The following is a 21,801-nucleotide window of genomic DNA, read 5'->3' as shown; positions in this document are numbered from 1 at the left end:
AGGCGACTTGACACAAGCACCCAACGCCTATCTATACGGCATTGGTACTAGCACCGGCGGTAGCACTGCGCTCCGTGCACTATTTGCTAGTCCGTGTCTTTGGGATGCCGTGGCGACGCATAGATCACCCAGACAGTACGGGTGTCGTCGTCAATGACGTAGCGGACTCGTCCGCCGCTGGTGACTTCAAATTCCCACTGCTCCAAGTCCTTACCGTTATGACGATGGGTCGCGAGATCGCCCCGCAGTCGATGCTGACGGTCGTGATTGGCTCGTGAGCGAGGATCAGCGCGCAGGATCTCCAAGCACCGGCGTGTGTTCGCCAGAGCGTGACGGCACAGCTCTTCCCAGCCCGTGACCGCGTCGCCAGTACCGAACCGGACATCCCACTCATCATCCGGCGGTGGCACCGTAACTCGATCTCCGCGCTTCGGGCTCATGCAGAAACCTGCACCGATCCGAAATCGCCGCTCGTGGGCTTGCGGGCCTCGACGTAGCGCGCAGGGTCGGCCTTGATTCTGGCGGTGGCCCGCCAGCCTGCGATGACCTCATGGATGGTGGCGTCGACGTCCAGCTCGGCCGCATCGGACAGCGCCGCGACCAGTTCCAGCGTGAAGGCACGCAGTTCGTCCGGGGTCAGGTGGCGAACCCACGGGAAGACCTCTGGCATGGCTATGACCAGCGCACGCGCGGTCGGATCGTGCTTGATCAGGGCAAGGAGCAGCCGGGACGCCGTGGACAGCGTCCGTTCGCGCTCCTCTTCACGGTCTGCCGTGGTCAGGTAGAAGTCTGGAGCATCACGGTGAGTGACGCGCACACGTCCCAGGCGTGCCGCGCGCTCGGCGACCGCTCGGGGATTTCTCGACAAGTCGGAAAAGGTCACAGCGTCGGCATGTCCAGCGCTCACGCTACGAGCGTATATCAGAACACGTTCTGATATGAGCGATCGAGTAGATCACTTGTACCGGGGCGAGGACGCCGGATCGCGAGAGACGTCGTCACGTCTCCGGACTGACGGGATCAGTCGCGCCGTGCTCCCTCAGGCCAGACGATCCGCACCGTGATGCCGCGTTCCTTCGCCTCGGCAACCACATCGGCCGTTCCGCCGTACCCTCGGGCGGGCTGGCCGTCCCACACGGCAATCAGCTCATCGGCCTGGTCCAGCATGCGCCTGCTCGCCGCCATGTGCGCCTCGGAGGTGGATTCGACGAGCGGCAGGCGATGCACCCGGACAGCCTGCGTGAGCAGCGCGTCGTACTCCTCCCACGCCTCAGCTGGTAGCCCGTCGCGGTACTGCTCGGCAGGGATCACCACTTCCAGCTGCCCACCCATGTCCACGACCGCACGGGCGAAGATCTGGTCGGCCCCGTCCGCCAGGCAGGAAAGCCCCGTGATCTCAGGCCCGTACTCGCTCAACACCTCCCGTATCCCTTGGTCGACCAGTCGCGCGGTCTCGGGTGGCAACCCGCGATGCCCGGATACAGCGATGCGCATCGTGTCTCCTCAAAGCCTCAGAGCAAGGTCGCTTGAAGTCGCTCGTCGAACTCCCGCACCGCGGCGATCACCGGGCCGGTGTACTGCCTGCGGAAGCGTCGCACCCGATGGACGACGCGCTCCGAGCCGTACGTCAGGCCGATGGTGAGCGCGCTGCTCGCCAGTTTGAACGCCTCCTCCGGATGTCCGGCCATCGCCTTGACCGTGGCCATCTCGGTCATGAGCACGCCGCGTTGCTTAACCGCCGGCTGCGTTGAGGACAGCGACTCGGCGAACGCCGTCTCCGCCTCTTCGGTACGGCCCAGCCGTACCATGACCAGCGCACGGTACCCGGCGAGCTTGGCCTGATCAAAGGGAAAGACCCACGGCCAGGGTGGCGCGGCGGCCCGCTCGCTGGCCCTCACCGCTGCCTCGGCCGTCCGCAGCGCCGTCTCCGCTGCATGTCGATCATGGGCACTCGCATGCCCCAGGGCCTCGATGCTGGATATCCACGCGCGTGCCGTTGCTGGTGGCCGGTCCCCCAGCTCGCGCCGGGCCGTACCCACGAGGTTGAGTGCAATGCTGGGTTCTTCGGCGTCGATCTCGAAGGCGGCCAGGCTACCGATCATGTAGGCGGCCAGGAGGTTGTGCCCTGCCTGGCGTGCGCTCTCGATGGCCAGGCGGTAGTACGTCCGAGCGGTGCCGGAGTCGTGCATATCTGCGTGGAGCCACGCGGCGAACCCGGCGGCTTCGCTCAACCCGGCGCGGATGTCGCCGGCGATGTCCCGATGCGCTCGGCTCAGGACCCGCTTGGCAAGGTCCACATGGGCGGCGGCTCCACGTGCCAGTTCGCGGGCGGGCGTGCTGGACTCCAACCGACGTTGAGCCCCGGTGATGCTGGTTAAGGTCGGCGCGACGGTCTCGTCGACCTCCGCGCGCTTGGGTAGTGCCACACCGGCCAAAGCAGTCAGGACGACCGCCTTGCCGAAATCTCTGCGCTTCGTTGGATCTTCATCTCCTCGAACGCCGAACCGGAGCATGTGAAGCGGAACCCCGATTCGGCCTGCGATCTCCCGGACCTGTTCCACGGTGAGCGGCTGGCGGCCACGGAGCACCTTGGACACCCAGCTCTGGGAATAGCCCACTGCCTCAGCCAATTGGGCCTGCGTCCATCCGTTCTCGCGGCGGACTTCGGCAAGCACGGTGGGCATGTCGCACTCGGCGAGCGCGGCGGCCACGACCGGGGTGGACCAGAACTGAGGTGGTAAGCGACCTGATATCTTGGTCACAACGCTAGGTTAGGCGGCCAAGTGCGGCTCCACAGATATTCCTGACGCGAATATCGCCACCACCGTCAGCAATGCCTCGTTCACCTGCGGGTTTCCCGGCCCGGATGCTCATGGTCATGAGGGCATCCACGCGGCGGTCCATGGCTTCAGAGACGTCTCCGCATGACGACGCATACCGGCTCGCTGAAAGCCTGACGCGCCTGGGAATCGAGTCGGACGTCCATGCGGGGTACGGGCCTGGCGCTGGTCTCTGTCTGGGTCGGGCTGGTGGTCTGGTGCGATGGTGATCGTTACTGGTGGCGTTCCGGCTGGGATTCGGCACGGCAACGGGTCATCTATGCCTGGCATCCGGCCCTCGACCCCGAGCGTGCCGCTCGCCGGATCGCGATGCGGTACGAGGATCTTCACAGGAAGCACCCACTCTCCGAAGTGATCGCCGATCTTGTCGGTGTACGTGGAGAGCCCCGATGACGTGGGACCGATCCGCCATTGGCCAGCGAGCAAAGATCGTGGATCTGCTACATAGCCATGCTCGGACCCGTGCCGCCAGAACCTGGCTGATCGGCCAACGCGGCGTCATCGTCGCCGTCCTACGGAACGGCACGACACCTCTACTGGAGCTCGATGGCGAGGCTCAGGGTCTACCCGGTGGCGTCCGGCGTTGGCCGGTCCATTGGGACGATCTTCTTGTCTACTCCGTAGCGCCTGAGCCCACCGAGTGTGAGGCCGTGTACCGCTCCGGCATCTCCACGACCGGTGAGGCAATCCTCCATGCTGTGGCTGCTCAAGAACATGTCACCTTGTGTGGCACACCAGCTCGGCCACTCCCTATATGCGGCTGGTCCGTTCCGTTTGTCTCCACCAGCTCACGGGCCTGCGAGACCTGCTCTCGTCTGAGCGCTTCGCCTCGACCGAGATCTCGCTCCCGCCCACAGAGCGCGCCAACTTGAGATCGAGCCGTGCCGTTGACCCCACCAACGGGTAGTCGTACCAGCGTTCTTCCTGCTCATCGTCGGTACCCGGCAGCGCCGTCTCGACCGCCAGCCAGTCCAGGTCGTCGAATTCGTACCCCACAAGGGACGCGACGACCTCGCAGAAGACCCTCACGTTGCCCTCCTTGATCCATCCGCCCTGGATCAAGGAGGACCGATCAGGCGTCACCGGAAGTGAGACCGACCGGGCAAGAAACCCCGGTCCCCCCGATGCCGCAGTAGCCGTTCGGATTCTTGTACAGGTACTGCTGGTGATAATCCTCCGCGAAGTAGAACGGCCCCGCCGGAGCGATCTCCGTCGTGATCTCGCCATACCCCGCCCGCGACAGCACCTTCTGGTAAGCCTCACGCGAGGCGAGCGCCGCCTTCTCCTGCGCCGGCGAATGCACGTAAACGGCCGAACGATACTGCGTCCCGATGTCGTTCCCCTGCCGCATCCCCTGCGTGGGGTCGTGCGCCTCCCAGAAGACCTTCAGCAGCTCCTCGTAGGACACCCTGGCCGGGTCGAAGACGACGCGGACCACCTCGGCGTGCCCGGTGAGCCCTGAGCAGACCTCCTCGTACGTCGGGTTCGGCGTGTAGCCCCCCGCGTAACCGACGGCGGTCGTGAAGACGCCCGGGGTCTGCCAGAACTTGCGCTCGGCGCCCCAGAAGCAGCCCAGAGCGAAGTCCGCGATCTCCATGCCCGGCGGGTACGGCGGAGCCAGCGGAGCGTCGAGCACGGCGTGCCGTTCCGGGACGGGCATCGCCGCCGTGCGCCCCGGCAGGGCGTCCTCAGGAGAGACCATCGTTGTCTTGTTCGCGCCGAAGAGCCAGCCCATGCCGTCCAGCCTACGTCACGCGATAGATGTAGCAAAGCTTAACTGTCCGCATATCAAGACTTATTTGTGCCTAAAGACCGTAAGGGGCGACAATAGGTGACATGCCTGACCATCGCCGGGGTGTGCTGTACGGGATCGCCGCCTACACCATGTGGGGATTGTTCCCCCTCTACTGGCCGCTGCTCAAACCCGCGCAGCCGGTGGAGATCCTGGCGCACCGCGTCGCCTGGTCCCTGGTCGCCGTCGTCGCGATCCTGGCCGTGCGCCGCCACTGGGCGTGGTTCCGCGGCCTGGTCCGGCAACCCCGGAAGATGGCGCTCCTCGCCGTCGCCGCGGTCCTGGTCGCGGGGAACTGGGGCGTCTACATCTACGCCGTCAACAGCCACCAGGTGGTGGAAAGCGCCCTGGGGTACTTCATCAACCCCCTGGTCAGCGTGCTGTTCGGGGTGGTCCTGCTGAAGGAGCGATTGCGGCCGCTGCAGTGGGTGGCCGTCGGCTTCGGCACGCTGGCCGTCCTCGTCCTGACCGTCGGGTACGGCAGGCTCCCGTGGATCGCGCTCACGCTCGCGGTGTCGTTCGGCGTCTACGGCCTGGTCAAGAAGCAGGCGAACGTCGGAGCCGCCGAGAGCCTCACGGTCGAGACGCTGGTGCTCCTCGCCCCCGCGATCGCCTACCTCGTCTTCCTCGAGACCCAGGGCACCGGCACCTTCGGCCACACCACCCCGGTCCACGCCGTCCTGCTGGCGGGCGCGGGAATCGTGACCGCGCTGCCGCTGCTCAGCTTCACCGCCGCGGCGATCCGCATCCCGCTCAGCACGATCGGCCTGCTGCAGTACATTGCGCCGATCCTGCAGTTCCTGTGCGGCGTGCTGATCGCCAAGGAGACCATGCCGCTGACCCGCTGGCTCGGCTTCTCCATCGTGTGGCTGGCCCTGGCCGTCTTCACCTTCGACAGCCTGCGTACGGCACGGCAGGCCAGGAAGGCGCAACCGGTGCCCGTCGCCGTCAAATAGCCCGGGCTCAGCCGGAGCGCTCCACGACGTAGTCGCAAAGCGCCAAAAACGCATCCCTGGCTGGGATGTCGGGAAGGTCGACGATGTCGCGCCGCGCCCGGTCCGCCCACGCCTCCAGCTCCTGCCGGGCCTTCGCCATCGCCGAGGACCCCCGCAGCAGCGCCAGCGCCTCGTCGACGTCCTCCTCGGCCACCGGCCCCGGCAGCAGCGCCTTCAGCCGCGACTCCCCCGGCTCCTGGAGGGCGTAGAGCACCGGCAGGGTCCGGATCCCCTCACGCAGGTCCGTCCCGGGCGTCTTGCCCGACTCGGCGGACGAGGCGGCCACGTCGAGCAGGTCGTCGCCCAGCTGGAAGGCCACGCCGATGGCCTCGCACGCCCGGCTGATCCGCTCCTCCACCTCGGCCGGCGCCCCCGACAGCACGGCGCCGAAGCGGCCCGCCGCCGCGATCAGCGAGCCCGTCTTGTCGGCCAGCACGTTGAGGTAGTGCGCCACCGGGTCCTCGCCGGAGCGCGGCCCGATGGTCTCGCGGATCTGCCCCTGGACCAGGCGCGAGAAGGTGCGGGCCTGGATGCGGATGAGCTCGGCGCCCAGGTCGGCGAGGATGTCGGAGGCCTGCGCGAACAGGTAGTCGCCGGTGAGGATCGCGACCGTGTTGCCCCAGCGCGAGTTGGCCGACTCCGAGCCCCGCCGTACCTGGGCCTCGTCCATGACGTCGTCGTGGTAGAGGGAGCCGAGGTGGGTCAGCTCGATCACCACGGCGCCGGGCACCACGCCCGGCGCCGTGGGGTCGCCGAACTGCGCGGCCAGCAGCACCATCATGGTGCGGAACCGCTTGCCGCCGGCCTCGATGAGGTGCTTGGAGGCCTCCGTGACGAAGGCGTCCTCGGTCTCGACCGACGATCGCAGGAGCTTCTCGACCGCGGCCATCCCGGAGGCCAGATCCTGCGCCAACCTTTCGTCGACGATGGGAAGGTCAACAACGGGCGGCGCAGCCATGAATCCCCCTCTTTACCGAACAAACAGGCCTGAAGCGGCCTGGTGAGCAATGTCCAAAATAGGCTGCGGGTAAACGCCCACGACCGCCGTGACCAGCAGGGCGAGGGCGATGACCGCAGCCGTCCCGGCCGACGGCGAGGCCACCGTGGGCCCGTCGGCCAGCGGCTCGCTGAAGAACATCAGCACGATGACCCGGACATAGAAGAACGCGGCGATCGCGGAGGCGAGCACGGCCACGACCACCAGCCCCGTCATCCAGGCGCCCATCGAGTCGCCGCTCTCGCTTCCGCTGCGCAGGGCGGCGACGAACACGGCGTACTTGCCGAAGAAGCCGCTGGTCAGCGGGATGCCCGCGAAGGCCAGCAGGAAGAAGGCGAAGACGCCCGCCAGCATCGGCGACCGCTTGCCGAGCCCCGCCCAGCGGGACAGGTGCCCGGCCTCGCCGCCGGCCTCGCGCACCATGGTGACCACCGCGAAGGCGCCCACCGTGGTGAAGCCGTAGACCAGCAGGTAGAACAGGATCGCCGAGAGCGAGTCGGCGTTCTGCTCGGCCGCGTCGAAGGTCGCGAGCACGCCGATCAGCAGGAAGCCGGCGTGGGCGATCGAGGAGTAGGCGAGCATGCGCTTGATCTCGGTCTGCGTGATCGCCAGCACCGAACCGACGATCATCGTCAGCGCCGCGACGCCCCACATGACCGGCCGCCAGTCCCAGTCGAGGTTGCCCAGCCCGACCCAGAGCACCCGCAGCACCGCGCCGACCGCGGCCACGAGCACGCCGGAGGCCATCAGCGCGGTGATCGGCGTGGGCGCGCCCTGGTAGACGTCCGGCTTCCAGGCCTGGAACGGCGCGGCGCCCACCTTGAACATCAGGCCCACGCCCAGCAGCGCCAGGCCGGCCAGCAGCAGCGGGTCGAGCACGCCGCCGGTGCCCAGCGCGTCGCTGATCTTCGCCAGGTCGACGGAGCCCGCGTAGCCGTACACCAGGGCCGTGCCGTACAGGAAGAACGCCGAGGAGAACGCGCCCAGCAGGAAGTACTTCATCGCCGCCTCCTGCGACAGCAGGCGGCGCCGGCGGGCCAGGCCGCACAGCAGGTACAGCGGCAGCGACATGACCTCCAGGGCCACGAACATCACCAGCAGGTCGTTCGAGGCGGGGAACAGCATCATGCCGCCCACCGCGAACAGCACCAGCGGGTAGATCTCGGTGTGCGCGCGGCCCTCGGCCTCGGCCTCGTCCTCCGCGGCGGTTCCCGGTACGGCTGCCGCCGAGGCCACGAACTGGCCCTCGTCGTTGATCAGCAGCACCGACACGAACGCCAGGACCAGGATGACGCCCCACAGGAACAGCGCCGGTCCGTCGACCGCCACCGCCCCCATGGCCGCGGGGGCGGTCGGCGCGCCCTTGGTCATGGTCTGCACGACGACCAGGACGAACGCGCCGGCCAGGCTCAGCAGCGTGAGCGGCACGTGGATCGACTTGCGCAGGTAGCGCGGCGCGAACGCCTCCACCAGCACGCCCAGGACGGCCGCGCCGAAGACCAGCAGCATCGGCGCGAGCGTGCCGTACTCGATCGTCGGCGCCGGAATCTTGTTCACTGGCCCGCACCCTTCTCAGCGACAGCGGGGTTGTCGACCTTGACGTTGGTCAAGGTGTGGTCGACCGCCGGGTTGATGATGTCGAGCAGCGGCTTGGGGAAGAAGCCGAACCCGATGATCAGCGCGATCAGCGGGGCCACGACCCACTTCTCGCGCCCGCTCAGGTCGGTCATGCCGGACACCGACTCGGCCGTCGGCCCGTGCAGGACCCGCTGCACCATCCACAGGATGTAGACGGCGGCGAGGATGACCGCGGTCGCGGCGATCACCGCGGCCACGGTCAGCGCGCCGCTGCCGAACGCGGCGCTGGAGTAGGTGCCGATCATCACCATGAACTCGCTGACGAAGGACGACAGGCCCGGCAGCGAGAGCCCGGCCAGACCGGCGATGAAGAACGATCCGGCCAGCAGCGGGGCGACCTTCTGCGCGCCGCTGTAGTCGGCGATGTACGGCGAGCCGCGCCGCGCGATGAGGAACCCGGCGGCCAGGAACAGCATGCCGGTGGCGAAGCCGTGGTTGACCATGTAGAGCGTCGCGCCCGACTGGGCCACCTGCGACATCGCGAAGACGCCCATCGCGATGAAGCCGAAGTGCGAGATCGACGTGTAGGCGATCAGGCGCTTCATGTCGGTCTGGCCGATGGCCACGATCGCGCCGTAGATGATGCCGACCACCGACAGCACGATCGCCAGCGGCGTGAAGAACTTCGAGGCGTCGGGGAACAGCTCCAGGCAGAAGCGGAGCATGCCGAAGGTGCCCACCTTGTCCAGCACGCCGACCAGCAGGACGGCCGCGCCCGCCGGGGCCTGCGCCGCCGCGTCGGGCAGCCAGGTGTGGAACGGCACGAGCGGCGCCTTGATGGCGAAGGCGATGAAGAAGCCCGCGAACAGCCACTTCTGCGTCGTCGGGTCCTGGATCGCACCGACGAGCTGCGGGAACATGAAGGTGTTCTTGCCCGCGACGACGTAGAGCGCGATCACCGCGACCAGCATGAGCAGGCCGCCGAACAGCGAGTAGAGCAGGAACTTGATGGCCGCGTAGGACCGCTGGGCCCCGCCGTACGACCCGATCATGAAGTACATCGGGATCAGCATGGCCTCGAAGAACACGTAGAACAGGAAGATGTCGGTGGCCGCGAAGACCCCGATCATCATCGCCTCGAGGGCCAGGATCAGCGCGAAGTACGTCTTGACCGAGTACTTGGCGTGCGGGGAGTCGGCGTCGTGCCAGGAGGCCGCCACCACGATCGGCGTGAGCACGACCGACAGGGCGATCAGCACCAGCGCGATGCCGTCGACGCCCAGGCCGAACTTCACGCCGAAGGCCGGGATCCAGTCACGCTCGAAGACGAACTGGAAGCGGTCCCCGCCGGGCTTGAACTGGAACGCCATCACCAGCGTCAGCGCCAGCACGACCAGCGTGACGGCGAGCGTGAGCCACTTGGCCAGCGTGTCGCTGCCCTTGGGGAGCAGTGCCACCAGCACGGCGCCCACCACGGGCACCGCGATCAGGAGTGGAAGCCAAAGTGACATCACAGGTTCCCAACGAGGAGCAGGGCGCCGGTCAGCAGCGCGGCACCGAACAGGATGGACAGCGCGTAGGTGCGGGCGAACCCGGTCTGGAGGCGGCGCAGCCTGCCAGAGGAGCCGCCGATCGTCGCGGCCAGGCCGTTGACCAGCCCGTCGACGCCGCGGTTGTCGAAGAAGACCGCCAGGCGGGTCAGCCACTGGCCGGGGCGCATGAACAGCGACTCGTTGAGCGCGTCGCCGTACAGGTCACGCCGGGCGAAGGTGACCAGCGCGTTGCCGGCCGGGGCGGTCTGCGGGACCTCGGCCCTGCCGTACATGAACCAGGCGAGCAGGACACCGGCCGCGACCACGGCGAGCGTGACGAGTCCGGGAGTAGTGAACGGATCGAAGTGGGGGGCCTCGGCCGCGGCGCCGACCGCCGGCGAGAGCCAGTGGTAGAGCGTCTGGTTGACGACCAGGTAGCCGCCCAGGAAGATCGACCCGATCGACAGGATGATCAGCGGGATCGTCATGACCTTGGGCGACTCGTGCGGGTGGGCGCCTTCAGCCCAGCGCGGCTTGCCGAAGAAGGTCATGAACACCATGCGCGACATGTAGAAGCCGGTGATGCCCGCGCCAAGCACGGCCAGCCAGCCCAGGATCGGGTAATCGCTGTGGACGGCCGTCTCGATGATGCCGTCCTTGGTGAAGTAGCCGGACAGCAGCGGGAAGCCGATGATCGCCAGGTAGCCGATGATGAAGGTGATCGCGGTGATCCGCATCTTCGGGAACAGCCCGCCGTACTTGCGCATGTCGACTTCGTCGTTCATGCCGTGCATGACCGAGCCGGCGCCGAGGAACAGGTCGGCCTTGAAGAAGCCGTGCGTGAACAGGTGGCCGATGGCGAAGGCGTAGCCGACCGGGCCGAAGGCCGCGCCCAGCATCATGTAGCCGATCTGCGACATCGTCGAGCCGGCCAGGCCCTTCTTGATGTCGTCCTTGGCGCACCCGATGATCGCACCGGCCAGCAGCGTGGCCGCGCCGACGATCGCCACGGCCAGGGACGCGCCCGAGCCGACCGGGAAGAAGAAGGCGCCCGAGCGGACGACCAGGTAGACGCCCGCGGTGACCATGGTGGCCGCGTGGATGAGGGCCGAGACCGGGGTCGGGCCCTCCATCGCGTCGAGCAGCCAGGACTGCAGCGGGATCTGGGCGGACTTGCCGCACGCGCCCAGGAGCAGCAGCAGGCCGATGGCGGTCAGCGTGCCGTTGGACGCGCCGGTGACGTCGAGATCCTTGAACGTCAGCGTGCCGAACGTGGTCCAGATGACGAACATGCCGACCAGCAGGCCGAAGTCGCCGACGCGGTTGACCACGAACGCCTTCTTGGCCGCGACGGCCGCCGACGGCTTGAAGTACCAGAAGCCGATCAGCAGGTAGGAGGCCAGGCCCACGCCCTCCCAGCCGATGAACAGCCCGACGTAGTTGTCGGCCAGCACCAGCAGGAGCATCGCGGCGACGAACAGGTTGAGGTAGGCGAAGAACCGGCGCCGGGCGGGGTCGTGCGCCATGTAGCCGATCGAGTAGATGTGGATCAGCGATCCGACGCCCGTGATCAGCAGCGCGAAGCTGACCGACAGCGGGTCGACCAGCAGCCCCATCTTCACCATGCCGGGGATGAAGTCGTACAGCTCGATTGCCCGGCGGCGCTGCTCCTCGCCCAGGCCGAGCAGCTCGACCAGGGCCAGGACGGCCACCACGAAGGAGCCCAGCGACATGGCCACCCCGAGCAGGTGACCCCAGCGGTCGGTACGGCGGCCGCCGATCAGCAGGACCGCCGCGCCCAGGAGGGGCAGCGCGATCATCAGCCAGGCGACACCGATCACTCCGCCGGTGTGCGGGATGATGTCAGTGGGAGTTTGCACCGCTCGCCCCTCAGTACTTCAGCAGGTTCGCGTCGTCGACCGACGCGGACCTGCGGGTCCGGAAGATCGTCACGATGATGGCCAGACCGACCACGACCTCGGCGGCGGCCACCACCATCACGAAGAACGCGATGATCTGGCCGTCGAGGTTGCCCCACTGCCTGGCGAAGGTGACGAACGCGAGGTTGCAGGCGTTGAGCATGAGCTCCACGCACATGAACACCACGATCGCGTTGCGCCTGATCAGCACGCCGAGGGCGCCGATCACGAAAAGGATGCCGGACAGCACCAGGTATTCGGTGGTCACTTCGCCTCTTCCTCCTCCTCGGCGGCGTGCCGGATGGCCTCGGCCAGCTCGGGGTCGGAAGGCAGGTGCCCCTCCTCCACGTCGTGCCTGGCGATGGTGCGGTTGACCGACAGCTCCGACAGCCTGCCGTCGGGCAGCCGCGCCGGCATGTCGATGGCGTTGTTCCTGGCGTAGGTGCCGGGACCCGGCAGCGGCGAGGGGTCGCGGCCCTCGCGGAAGCGGGCGCGGGCCAGGTCCTTCTGCGTGGGCTTGGGCCGCAGCCGCTCGCGGTGGGCCAGCACCATCGCGCCCAGCGCGGCGGTGATCAGCAGTGCCGAGGTCACCTCGAAGGCGAACACGTGGCGCGTGAAGATCAGCGCGGCCAGGGCCGGGACGTTGCCACCCGCGGCCTGCGTCGCCTCGCCCAGCCCGGCCGGCGCGGTGAAGACCACGTTGCCGACGGCCAGGACGACCAGCAGGCCGAAGCCCAGGGCGGCCACGGCCGCCCAGAACCGCTGCCCCCTGATGGTCTCCACCAGCGAGTCGGAGGAGTCGACGCCGACCAGCATCAGCACGAAGAGGAACAGCATCATGATGGCGCCGGTGTAGACGATGATCTGCACCGCGGCCAAGAACGGGGCCTCCTGCACGGCGTACAGCACCGCGAGGCAGATCATCACCGTGCCCAGCATGAGCGCGGAGTACACCGCCTTGCGGTTGAACACCATGCCGAGCGCCGCGCCGACGGACACGACGGCGAGCACCCAGAACGTGATGGTCTCACCCATTGGTACGTCCCAGCCGGTAGTAGTCCTCTTCGGTCTCGCCGAGCCGCATCGGGTGCGGAGGCGCCTCCATGCCCGGCGTGAGCGGGGCCAGGAGCATCTCCTTGGTGTAGATCAGGCTCTCACGAGAGGTGTCGGCCAGCTCGTACTCGTTGGTCATCGTCAACGCCCGAGTCGGGCAAGCCTCGATGCACAGCCCGCACAGGATGCACCGCAGGTAGTTGATCTGGTAGGTGCGTCCATAGCGCTCGCCGGGCGAGTAGCGCTCCTCCTCGGTGTTGTCGGCGCCCTCGACGTAGATGGCGTCGGCCGGGCACGCCCAGGCGCACAGCTCGCAACCCACGCACTTCTCCAGCCCGTCGGGCCAGCGGTTGAGCTGGTGCCGCCCGTGGAAGCGCGGCGCGGTCGGCCGCTTCTCCTCCGGGTACTGGATCGTGACGGGCTTCTTGAAGATGTGGTGGAAGACGACGCCGAAGCCCTTGACGGGATTCAGCCAATCAGTTGCTCCCACTGGAGACCTCCTTGCGCTGTACCCCGTGGTAGTGCGGCGCGTCGAGCGGCGGCACCGGGAAGCCGCCGGCCACGGGCTCGTTCCTGAGCTCCTCGAACTCCGCCTCGATCTGCGCCTTCTTGGCTTCCCTGCGCCGCTGGTTGGTGGTGTCGAACCTGGCCCACACGGCCAGCCCGCCGATCAGCAGGAACGCCGTGATGCCCACGGCCCACCACCAGTCGGAGGTGCCCTGCGTGGCGCCGCGGACGGTCTGGATGCCGGCCACCAGCAGCAGCCAGGCCAGGTTGACCGGGATCAGCACCTTCCAGCCCAGCGACATCAGCTGGTCGTAGCGGACTCGCGGCAGCGAGGCGCGCACCCAGACGATGAAGGTGAAGGCCAGGAAGAACTTGAGGAACCACCACAGGAAGCCCCAGTAGCCGGAGTCGGCCCCGTCCCACAGGACCGACACCGGCCACGGCGCGTGCCAGCCGCCCAGGAAGAGCGTGACGGCCACGCCCGCGGCGGTGAAGGCGTGCAGGTACTCGCCCATCATGATGAGGGCGAACTTCAGCGAGGAGGAGTATTCGGTCTGGAAGCCGCCGACCAGCTCGCCCTCGCCCTCCGGCAGGTCGAAGGGGATGCGCGCCGCCTCGCCGAACATGCAGATCGCGTAGATGAGGAAGGACGGCAGCAGCAGGAAGACGAACCACCACTGGTCCTGCGCGGCCACGATCTCGGAGGTGGACAGCGTCCCGGCGAAGACGAAGACGCCGACGAAGGACAGGCCCATGGCGATCTCGTAGGAGACCACCTGCGCCGCCGACCTCAGCCCGCCCAGCAGCGCGTACGGCGAGCGGGAGGACCATCCGGCCAGCACCACGCCGTAGACCGAGATCGCGCCCATGGCCAGCATGAACAGCACCGCCACCGGCAGGTCGACCAGCTGCAGCGGGGTCTCGACGCCGAACATGTTGACCATCCCGCCGAACGGGATGATCGAGAAGGCCAGGAAGGCGGGCAACACCATGATGACCGGCGCCAGGAAGTAGAGCACCTTGTCGACGGTGTTGGGGAAGATGTCCTCCTTCAGGCCCATCTTCAATCCGTCGGCCACCGACTGCAGCAGGCCGAACTTCCCGGCGCGGTTGGGGCCGTAGCGGTGCTGCATCCGGGAGATGATCTTACGCTCGTACCAGACGCCGAACAGGATGCCCAGCATCACCATGACGAACAGCAGCACGGCCTTGACGATGGTGAGCCAGATCGGATCCTTGCCGAAGTCGGCGAGGGTCGGATCAGTCGCGAGTGTGCGGATCATGAGGCGCTCCCGATCGTGACGATGTCGCCGGGCACCGCGCCGAGATCGCGGGTGACCGAGCAGCCGCCGGAGTTGGCCGGGATCCAGACCACGCGATCGGGCAGATCAGCGATCCGTACCGGCAGGGTCACAGTCTGCCGCACCCCGCCGACACTTCCGGCCGCGCCCACGACGATCTTGTCACCGTCGGTGACGCCGACCTCGGCGGCGGTGCTCTCCGACAGCAGCGCCTCGGCGGGACGGGCGGTCCCGGCCAGGAACGGCTCGCCGTCCTGCAGGCGGCCGTCGTCGAGCAGCTGGTGCCAGCTGGCCAGCAGGGCCTGGCCGGCCCGCGGCACGGCGGGCGCGCCGCCCGAGACGTTCGGCGCCGGGACGCGGCCGCCGCGCCAGGTGCCGATCTCGGTCAGCTCGCGCCGGGCCGCCTGGGCGTCGGGGAGGCCCAGGTGGACGTCCATGTGGTCGGCGATGGCGGTGATCGCCTCCAGGTCGCTCAGCAGCCCGGGGACCTTGATGGCCCGGTCGAAGGAACGGCCGCGGCCCTCCCAGTTGACGAACGTGCCGCCCTTCTCCTGGACGGCCGCGACGGGCAGGACCACGTCGGCGCGGTCGGTGACGGCGCTGGCCCGGATCTCCAGGCTGACGATGAACGGGGTGTTCTCCAGCGCGGTCAGCGCCCTGGCCGGGTCGGGCAGGTCGTAGGGGTCGACGCCGGCGACCACCAGCGCGTCGAGCTCCTCGTCCAGCGCGGCCTGCAGGATGCCGGCGGTGTCGCGGCCCGGGGTCTCCGGCAGCGAGGTCACGTCCCACACGCGGGCGATCTCGGCGCGGGCCGACTCGTCGTCGACCGGGCGGCCGATCGGCAGCAGGTTCGGCAGCGCGCCGGCCTCAAGGGCGCCGCGCTCGCCCGCCCTGCGCGGGATCCAGGCGAGCCTGGCGCCGGAGGTGGCGCTCAGCCGTACCAGAGCCGACAGGGCGCCGGGGACGGTGGCCAGCCGCTCGCCGGCCAGGATGATCGTGCCCTCCTCCAGCTGGAGGCCGCCGATGGCCTCCACCTCGGCGCCCGGCAGGGTCCTGATGAGCGTGCCGCCCATCTTGACCAGGCCGGGGCTGGCGAAGGGGGCGATCGCCGAGACCTTCAGCCGCTTCTTGCGCCACGCCTTGCGCAGGCGCAGGAAGACGATCGGCGACTCCTCCTCGGGCTCGAAGCCCACCAGCAGGACGGCCTTGGCGTTCTCCAGGTCGCTGTAGGAGACGTCGATCCCCTTGCCGGCCACGGCGTGCGCGAGGAACTGGGCCTCCTCGGCCGAGTGCGGGCGGGCGCGGAAGTCGATGTCGTTGGTGCCGAGCGCGACGCGGGCGAACTTGGCGTAGGCGTAGGCGTCCTCGACCGTGAGCCGCCCGCCCACCAGGAAGCCGGTCCGGCCGCGCGCCGCCGCCAGCCCCTTGGCCGCCACCGCGAGCGCCTCCGGCCACGAGGCCGGCACCAGCTTGCCCTCCTCGTCGCGGACCAGCGGCGTGCGCAGGCGGTCGGGCTGCGTGGCGTAGGTGAAGGCGAAGCGGCCCTTGTCGCAGTTCCACTCCTCGCTCACCTGCGGGTCGTTGCCCGCCAGGCGGCGGGTGACCCGGCCGCGCCGGTGGTCGGTGCGCAGGGCGCAGCCGGAGGCGCAGTGCTCGCACGCGCTGGGCTGGGAGACCAGGTCGAACGGGCGGGCGCGGAACCGGTAGGCGGCGCTGGTGAGCGCCCCGACCGGGCAGATCTGGATGGTGTTGCCCGAGAAGTACGAGTTGAACGGCTCGCCGTCGGCCGTGCGCACCTGCTCCTTGGCGCCGCGCTCGAAGAACTCGATCAGCGGGTCGCCGGCGATCTCGTCCTGGAAGCGGATGCAGCGTGCGCACTGCACGCAGCGCTCGCGGTCCAGCAGGACCTGCGTCGACAGCGGCAGCGGCTTGGGGAAGGTGCGCTTGTGCTCGTGGAAGCGGGACTCGGCCTGGCCGTTGGACATGGCCTGGTTCTGCAGCGGGCACTCGCCGCCCTTGTCGCAGACCGGGCAGTCCAGCGGGTGGTTCATCAGCAGCAGCTCCATGGCCGCCCGCTGGGCCTTCTCCGCCACCGGGGAGGTCAGGGCGGTCTGCACGACCATGCCCTCGGCGACCTCGATCGCGCAGGAGGGCTGCGGCTTGGGGAAGCCGCGGCCGTTGCCCGCGTCGGGGATCTCCACCAGGCACTGGCGGCAGTTGGCCGCCGGGTCGAGCAGCGGGTGGTCGCAGAACCGGGGGATCTGGATGCCCAGGAGCTCGGCGGCCCGGATGATGAGGGTGCCCTTGGGCACGCTCACCTGGAACCCGTCGATCGTGAGGGTCACCAGGCTCGTCTCAACTGCGGTGGAAGTCACTGGTCACCCCACAGAGTGGACTTCTTCGGGTCGAAGGGGCAGCCGCCGACCTCGAAGTGCTGGAGGTACTCCTCGCGGAAGTGCTTCACCGAGGAGTGGATCGGGCTGGTGGCGCCGTCGCCCAGGGCGCAGAAGGAGCGGCCCAGGATGTTGTCGGCGATGTCGGTGATCGTCGCCAGGTCCTCCTCGGTGCCCTGTCCCGCCTCCAGCCGCTTGAGCACCTGCTTGAGCCAGTAGGTGCCCTCGCGGCACGGGGTGCACTTGCCGCAGGACTCGTGGGCGTAGAACTCGGTCCAGCGCAGCACCGTGCGGACCACGCAGGTGGTCTCGTCGAAGATCTGCAGTGCGCGGGTGCCGAGCATGGAGCCCTTGGCGCCGACCGACTCGAAGTCGAGCGGCACGTCCAGGTGCTCGTCGGTGAAGATCGGCGTGGAGGAGCCGCCCGGGGTCCAGAACTTCAGCCGGTGCCCGGCGCGGATGCCGCCCGCCATGTCGAGCAGCTCGCGCAGCGTGATGCCGAGCGGCGCCTCGTACTGGCCGGGACGGGTCACGTGGCCGCTGAGGGAGAAGATGCCGAAGCCCTTGGACTTCTCGGTGCCCATGGAGGCGAACCAGTCGGCCCCGTTCGCGATGATCGAGGGAACACTGGCGATCGACTCCACGTTGTTCACGACGGTGGGCGAGGCGTACAGGCCCGCCACGGCCGGGAAGGGGGGCTTGAGCCGGGGTTGGCCGCGGTAACCCTCCAGCGAGTCGAGCAGCGCCGTCTCCTCGCCGCAGATGTAGGCGCCCGCGCCGGCGTGGACGACCAGCTCCAGGTCGTAGCCGGTGCCGAAGATGTCCTTGCCGAGGTAGCCCTTCTCGTACGCCTCGCGGACCGCGGCGTGCAGCCGGCGGATGACGTGCAGGACCTCGCCGCGCACGTAGATGAAGGCGTGGTTGGCGCGGATGGCGAAGGACGTGATGATGACGCCCTCGACCAGCGCGTGCGGGTTGGCCATCATCAGCGGGATGTCCTTGCACGTGCCGGGCTCGGACTCGTCGGCGTTGACCACGAGGTAGTGCGGCTTGCCGTCGCCCTGCGGGATGAAGCCCCACTTCATGCCGGTGGGGAAGCCGGCGCCGCCGCGGCCGCGCAGGCCGGAGTCCTTCACCGCCTGGATCACCGCGTCGGGGTCCATGCCCAGCGCCTTGCGCGCCGCCTCGTAGGGGCCGTAGGCGTCGATGGTGAAGGAGTCGGGCCGATCCCAGTTGGCCGTCAGGACCGGGGTGAGTGTGGTGCTCATGCCTCGGGGGCCTTCCATCCGTTGGCCTTGGCGACCTTCAGGCCCTCCAGCGAGGGGCCGGCGGCCGACGGGCCCTCATGCGCCAGGTCGTCGGGCAGGCCGGCCAGCACGCGCGAGGCCTCCTTGAAGGTGCACAGCCGCCTCGGGCCGCGGGTCGGCGCCACCTCCTTGCCGGCGCGCAGGTCGTCGACGAGCTGCTTGGCCGACTCGGGCGTCTGGTTGTCGAAGAACTCCCAGTTCACCATCATGACCGGCGCGAAGTCGCAGGCCGCGTTGCACTCCAGGCGCTCCAGCGAGATCTTGCCGTCCGGGGTGGTCTCGTCGTGGCTGACGCCGACGTGCTCGCTCAGCTCCTCCCAGATCTGGTCGCCGCCCATGACCGCGCACAGCGCGTTGATGCACACGCCGACGTGATACTCGCCCGCGGGCCTGCGCTTGTACATGGTGTAGAACGTCGAGACGCCCACCACCTCGGCCTTGGACAGGCCCAGCATCTCCGCGCAGAACTCGTGGCCGTCGTCGGAGACGTAACCGTCTTCGGACTGGACCAGGTGCAGCAGCGGCAGCAGGGCCGACCGGCTCCTGGGGTACCGGCCGATGATCTCCTTGGCGTCCCGCTCGAGACGCTCGCGGACCTCCGGTGAATAGCTCATGCGTCCTCCTCCGTCGGACGCATGAGCAAAGCTGCTGCGCCTCCTGTGAGCTCGACAAGCTCGCTCACCTGTCAACACCTCCCATGACGGGGTCGATCGAGGCCACGGCCGCGATCACGTCGGCGACCTGGCCGCCCTCCGCCATCGCGGGGAAGGACTGCAGGTTCGTGAAGGACGGGTCGCGGAAGTGCACGCGGTAGGGGCGGGTGCCGCCGTCGCTGACGACGTGCGCGCCCAGCTCGCCGCGCGGCGACTCGATGGCCGCGTACGCCTGTCCGGCGGGCACCCGGAAGCCCTCGGTCACCAGCTTGAAGTGGTGGATGAGGGCCTCCATGGAGCTGCCCATGATGTGCGCGATGTGGTCGGGGGAGTTGCCGAAGCCGTCGGGCCCGAGCGCCAGCTGCGCGGGCCAGCCGATCTTCTTGTCCTCGATCATGACGGGCTGGTTCTTGAGCGGACCGGCGATCCGGTCGAGAGCCTGCTCGATGATCTTGAGGGACTCCTCCATCTCGGCCATGCGCACCAGGTAGCGCCCGTACACGTCGCAGCTGGTCTGCGTCGGCACCTCGAACTCGTAGGTCTCGTAGCCGCAGTATGGCTGGGACTTGCGCAGGTCCCACGGCAGGCCGGCGGCCCGCAGGATGGGCCCGGTCACGCCGAGCGCGATGCAGCCGGTCAGGTCGAGGTAGGCCACGTCCTGGGTGCGGCGCAGGTAGACCGGGTTGGCGTCGAGCAGCTTGCGGATGTCCTTGATCCGCTTGGGCATCTCCTTGAGGAACTCGCCGACCTTGTCCACGGTGCCCGCGGGCAGGTCGACGCTCACGCCGCCCGGCCGGATGTAGGCCATGTTCATCCGCAGGCCGGTGATGTACTCCATCAGGTCCATGACCATCTCGCGGTCGCGGTACCCGAACAGGAACGGCGTGGTGGCGCCCAGCTCCATGCCGAAGGTGCCCATCGCCACCAGGTGCGAGCTGATGCGGGTGAGCTCCATCATCATCACGCGGATGGCCGAGGCCCGCTCCGGGATGCGGTCGGTGATGCCGAGCAGCTTCTCCACGGCCAGGCAGTACGCCGTCTCGTTGAAGATCGGCGAGAGGTAGTCCATGCGGGTGACGAACGTGACCCCCTGGGTCCACGTCCGGTACTCCATGTTCTTCTCGATGCCGGTGTGGAGGTAGCCGATGGCCGACCGCGCCTCGGTGACGGTCTCGCCGTCGAGCGTCAGGATGAGCCGGAGCACGCCGTGCGTGGAGGGGTGCTGCGGGCCCATGTTGACGACGAGCCGCTCCTCCTCGGTGTCGCGCACCTCGGAGACGACCTCGTCCCAGTCGCCGCCGTTGACGGAGTAGACCTTGCCTTCCGTCGCTTCAGTGGTCATGCGTACGACCTCCTCTGGTCCGGCGGGGGGATCTCGGCGCCGCGGTACTCCACCGGGATGCCACCGAGCGGGTAGTCCTTGCGCTGCGGGTGGCCGTCCCAGTCGTCCGGCATCATGATCCGCGTCAGCGCGGGGTGGCCGTCGAAGACGATGCCGAAGAAGTCGTAGGTCTCCCGCTCGTGCCAGTTGTTGGTCGGGTAGACGCCCACCAGCGAGGGGATGTGCGGGTCGGCGTCGGGGCAGCTGACCTCCAGCCGGACGCGCCGGTTGTGGGTGATGGAGCACAGGTGGTAGACGGCGTGCAGCTCCTCGCCCGCGAGGTCGGGGTAGTGCACGCCCGACACGCCCAGGCACAGCTCGAAGCGCAGCGCCGGGTCGTCGCGCAGCTTGCGCGCCACCTCGACCAGGCGCTCGCGCTTGACGTGGAGGGTGAGCTCGCCGCGGTCGACGACGACCCTCTCGATCGCGTCGTCCATGCCCAGGGTGTCGACGACCTCGTCGAAGTACTCGCCGTACGGCCGCGGGCTGGACAGCCGCGGCGCGCGGCGCACGACCAGGCCGCCGAAGCCGGAGGTGTCGCCGGAGTCCTGGGCGCCGAACATGCCGCGGCGGGCGACGGGCGCCTCGGGGACGTCCGGCACGCCGGGCACGCCCGGAAGGTTGTTCTCGCTCACTTGGCCGCCCCCTGGTCGATCAGCGGCAGCGTGCGCAGCGCCTGCAGCTCGAGCTCCTCGATCTGCTTGGCGCGGTGCGCGCCGAACTTCATGTTCTGGATCTTGTCGTGCAGCTTGACGATCGCGTCGATGAGCATCTCCGGGCGCGGCGGGCAGCCGGGCAGGTAGATGTCGACGGGCACGATGTGGTCGACGCCCTGCACGATGGCGTAGTTGTTGAACATGCCGCCGCTGGAGGCGCACACGCCCATCGCGATGACCCACTTGGGCTCGGCCATCTGGTCGTAGATCTGGCGGAGCACCGGCGCCATCTTCTGCGACACCCGGCCGGCCACGATCATCAGGTCGGCCTGGCGGGGAGAGGCCGAAGCACGCTCCATGCCGAAGCGGGCCAGGTCGTAGTGGGGGCCGCCGGTGGCCATCAGCTCGATGGCGCAGCAGGCCAGGCCGAAGGTGGCAGGCCACACCGAGTTCTTGCGCGCCCAGCCCGCGGCCTTCTCGACCGTGCTGAGGATGAACCCGCTCGGGAGTTTCTCTTCAAGTCCCATGTCTCAGTCCCACTCCAGGCCCTTGCGGCGCCAGACGTACGCATAGGCGACGAGCACCGTCACGATGAACAGCACCATCTCGACCAGCGCGAACACCCCGAGCTGCCGGAAGGAGACGGCCCAGGGGTAAAGGAAGATGATCTCGATGTCGAACACGATGAACAACATCGCGGTGATCATGTATTTGAGCGGGAACCGTCCGCCACCGACAGGCTGGGGCGTCGGCTCGATGCCGCATTCGTAGGCGTCAAGCTTGGCGCGGTTCCAGCGCTTGGGACCGGTGAAAGGAGCGATCGCGACGGAGAAGACCGCGAACCCTCCAGCGAGAACGGCGAGCACCAAGATGGGCACATAGAGGTCCATCGCTACG

21 protein-coding genes are annotated in these 21,801 nt (G+C 68.5%); 1 reads left to right on the top strand and 20 read right to left on the bottom strand.

What is annotated here, in order from left to right:
- Positions 1-436 precede the first annotated feature (436 nt).
- The 5 genes from BSB02_RS02540 to msrA all read right to left on the bottom strand — a co-directional run bounded on the left by BSB02_RS02540 (position 437) and on the right by msrA (position 4,575).
- On the bottom strand, positions 437-907 hold the full coding sequence (locus BSB02_RS02540) for a hypothetical protein (protein WP_084956150.1): 471 nt from the start codon (positions 905-907) through the stop codon (positions 437-439).
- A gap of 113 nt (positions 908-1,020) precedes the next feature.
- A complete protein-coding gene (locus BSB02_RS02535; protein WP_084956147.1) occupies positions 1,021-1,494 on the bottom strand; it encodes a hypothetical protein in 474 nt (157 codons plus the stop codon).
- Between the two features lie 17 nt (positions 1,495-1,511).
- A complete protein-coding gene (locus BSB02_RS02530; protein ID WP_240506112.1) occupies positions 1,512-2,711 on the bottom strand; it encodes a helix-turn-helix domain-containing protein in 1,200 nt (399 codons plus the stop codon).
- An 879-nt stretch (positions 2,712-3,590) separates the two neighbouring features.
- On the bottom strand, positions 3,591-3,869 hold the full coding sequence (locus tag BSB02_RS02525; protein WP_143590151.1) for a hypothetical protein: 279 nt from the start codon (positions 3,867-3,869) through the stop codon (positions 3,591-3,593).
- 43 nt (positions 3,870-3,912) lie between these two features.
- Positions 3,913-4,575, bottom strand: a complete 663-nt coding sequence (msrA, locus tag BSB02_RS02520; protein ID WP_084956142.1) for a peptide-methionine (S)-S-oxide reductase MsrA — start codon at positions 4,573-4,575, stop codon at positions 3,913-3,915.
- Positions 4,576-4,676: 101 nt separating this feature from the next.
- Here msrA and rarD point away from each other — a divergent pair, with 101 nt between their 5' ends.
- Positions 4,677-5,588 carry an EamA family transporter RarD gene (rarD, locus tag BSB02_RS02515; protein ID WP_084956139.1) on the top strand — a complete coding sequence of 304 codons (912 nt, stop codon included), beginning with the start codon at positions 4,677-4,679 and terminating at the stop codon, positions 5,586-5,588.
- Positions 5,589-5,595: 7 nt separating this feature from the next.
- Here rarD and BSB02_RS02510 read toward each other — a convergent pair whose 3' ends face one another.
- From BSB02_RS02510 to BSB02_RS02440, 15 genes are all read right to left on the bottom strand, one after another.
- Positions 5,596-6,585, bottom strand: coding sequence for a polyprenyl synthetase family protein (locus tag BSB02_RS02510; protein WP_084956136.1), 990 nt, complete (start codon positions 6,583-6,585; stop codon positions 5,596-5,598).
- Between the two features lie 12 nt (positions 6,586-6,597).
- Positions 6,598-8,133, bottom strand: coding sequence for an NADH-quinone oxidoreductase subunit NuoN (gene nuoN / locus BSB02_RS02505; RefSeq protein ID WP_240506124.1), 1,536 nt, complete (start codon positions 8,131-8,133; stop codon positions 6,598-6,600).
- 44 nt (positions 8,134-8,177) lie between these two features.
- Positions 8,178-9,713, bottom strand: coding sequence for an NADH-quinone oxidoreductase subunit M (locus tag BSB02_RS02500; protein WP_084956130.1), 1,536 nt, complete (start codon positions 9,711-9,713; stop codon positions 8,178-8,180).
- Complete coding sequence (nuoL, locus tag BSB02_RS02495; protein ID WP_206184481.1) at positions 9,713-11,554, bottom strand: NADH-quinone oxidoreductase subunit L; 1,842 nt, start codon at positions 11,552-11,554, stop codon at positions 9,713-9,715. Before nuoL ends, BSB02_RS02500 begins: the two co-directional genes overlap by 1 nt.
- 70 nt (positions 11,555-11,624) lie before the next feature.
- Complete coding sequence (gene nuoK, locus BSB02_RS02490; protein WP_084956119.1) at positions 11,625-11,921, bottom strand: NADH-quinone oxidoreductase subunit NuoK; 297 nt, start codon at positions 11,919-11,921, stop codon at positions 11,625-11,627.
- Positions 11,918-12,688: an NADH-quinone oxidoreductase subunit J gene (locus BSB02_RS02485; RefSeq protein ID WP_084956116.1), complete on the bottom strand. Its 771-nt coding sequence runs from the start codon at positions 12,686-12,688 to the stop codon at positions 11,918-11,920. Before BSB02_RS02485 ends, nuoK begins: the two co-directional genes overlap by 4 nt.
- Positions 12,681-13,196: an NADH-quinone oxidoreductase subunit NuoI gene (nuoI, locus tag BSB02_RS02480; RefSeq protein WP_084956112.1), complete on the bottom strand. Its 516-nt coding sequence runs from the start codon at positions 13,194-13,196 to the stop codon at positions 12,681-12,683. The genes BSB02_RS02485 and nuoI overlap by 8 nt, the downstream gene beginning before the upstream one ends.
- Positions 13,183-14,496, bottom strand: coding sequence for an NADH-quinone oxidoreductase subunit NuoH (nuoH, locus tag BSB02_RS02475; protein ID WP_084956109.1), 1,314 nt, complete (start codon positions 14,494-14,496; stop codon positions 13,183-13,185). Before nuoH ends, nuoI begins: the two co-directional genes overlap by 14 nt.
- Positions 14,493-16,862, bottom strand: a complete 2,370-nt coding sequence (locus BSB02_RS02470) for an NADH-quinone oxidoreductase subunit G (protein ID WP_240506123.1) — start codon at positions 16,860-16,862, stop codon at positions 14,493-14,495. The genes nuoH and BSB02_RS02470 overlap by 4 nt, the downstream gene beginning before the upstream one ends.
- A 23-nt stretch (positions 16,863-16,885) precedes the next feature.
- On the bottom strand, positions 16,886-18,175 hold the full coding sequence (gene nuoF, locus BSB02_RS02465) for an NADH-quinone oxidoreductase subunit NuoF (protein ID WP_084956102.1): 1,290 nt from the start codon (positions 18,173-18,175) through the stop codon (positions 16,886-16,888).
- Complete coding sequence (gene nuoE / locus BSB02_RS02460; RefSeq protein ID WP_084956099.1) at positions 18,172-18,828, bottom strand: NADH-quinone oxidoreductase subunit NuoE; 657 nt, start codon at positions 18,826-18,828, stop codon at positions 18,172-18,174. Before nuoE ends, nuoF begins: the two co-directional genes overlap by 4 nt.
- A 64-nt stretch (positions 18,829-18,892) precedes the next feature.
- Positions 18,893-20,209 carry an NADH-quinone oxidoreductase subunit D gene (locus tag BSB02_RS02455; RefSeq protein WP_084956096.1) on the bottom strand — a complete coding sequence of 439 codons (1,317 nt, stop codon included), beginning with the start codon at positions 20,207-20,209 and terminating at the stop codon, positions 18,893-18,895.
- Positions 20,206-20,883, bottom strand: a complete 678-nt coding sequence (locus BSB02_RS02450; protein WP_084956093.1) for an NADH-quinone oxidoreductase subunit C — start codon at positions 20,881-20,883, stop codon at positions 20,206-20,208. The genes BSB02_RS02455 and BSB02_RS02450 overlap by 4 nt, the downstream gene beginning before the upstream one ends.
- Complete coding sequence (locus BSB02_RS02445) at positions 20,880-21,431, bottom strand: NuoB/complex I 20 kDa subunit family protein (protein WP_084956090.1); 552 nt, start codon at positions 21,429-21,431, stop codon at positions 20,880-20,882. Before BSB02_RS02445 ends, BSB02_RS02450 begins: the two co-directional genes overlap by 4 nt.
- A 3-nt stretch (positions 21,432-21,434) precedes the next feature.
- Positions 21,435-21,794, bottom strand: coding sequence for an NADH-quinone oxidoreductase subunit A (locus tag BSB02_RS02440; protein ID WP_084956088.1), 360 nt, complete (start codon positions 21,792-21,794; stop codon positions 21,435-21,437).
- Positions 21,795-21,801: the final 7 nt, after the last annotated feature.

Source organism: Thermoactinospora rubra, from assembly GCF_002093975.1.
Taxonomy (GTDB): Bacteria; Actinomycetota; Actinomycetes; order Streptosporangiales; family Streptosporangiaceae; genus Nonomuraea; species Nonomuraea rubra_A.
Note: the sequence above shows the minus strand (reverse complement) of the source record. Positions and strands in the feature narration are given on the sequence as shown.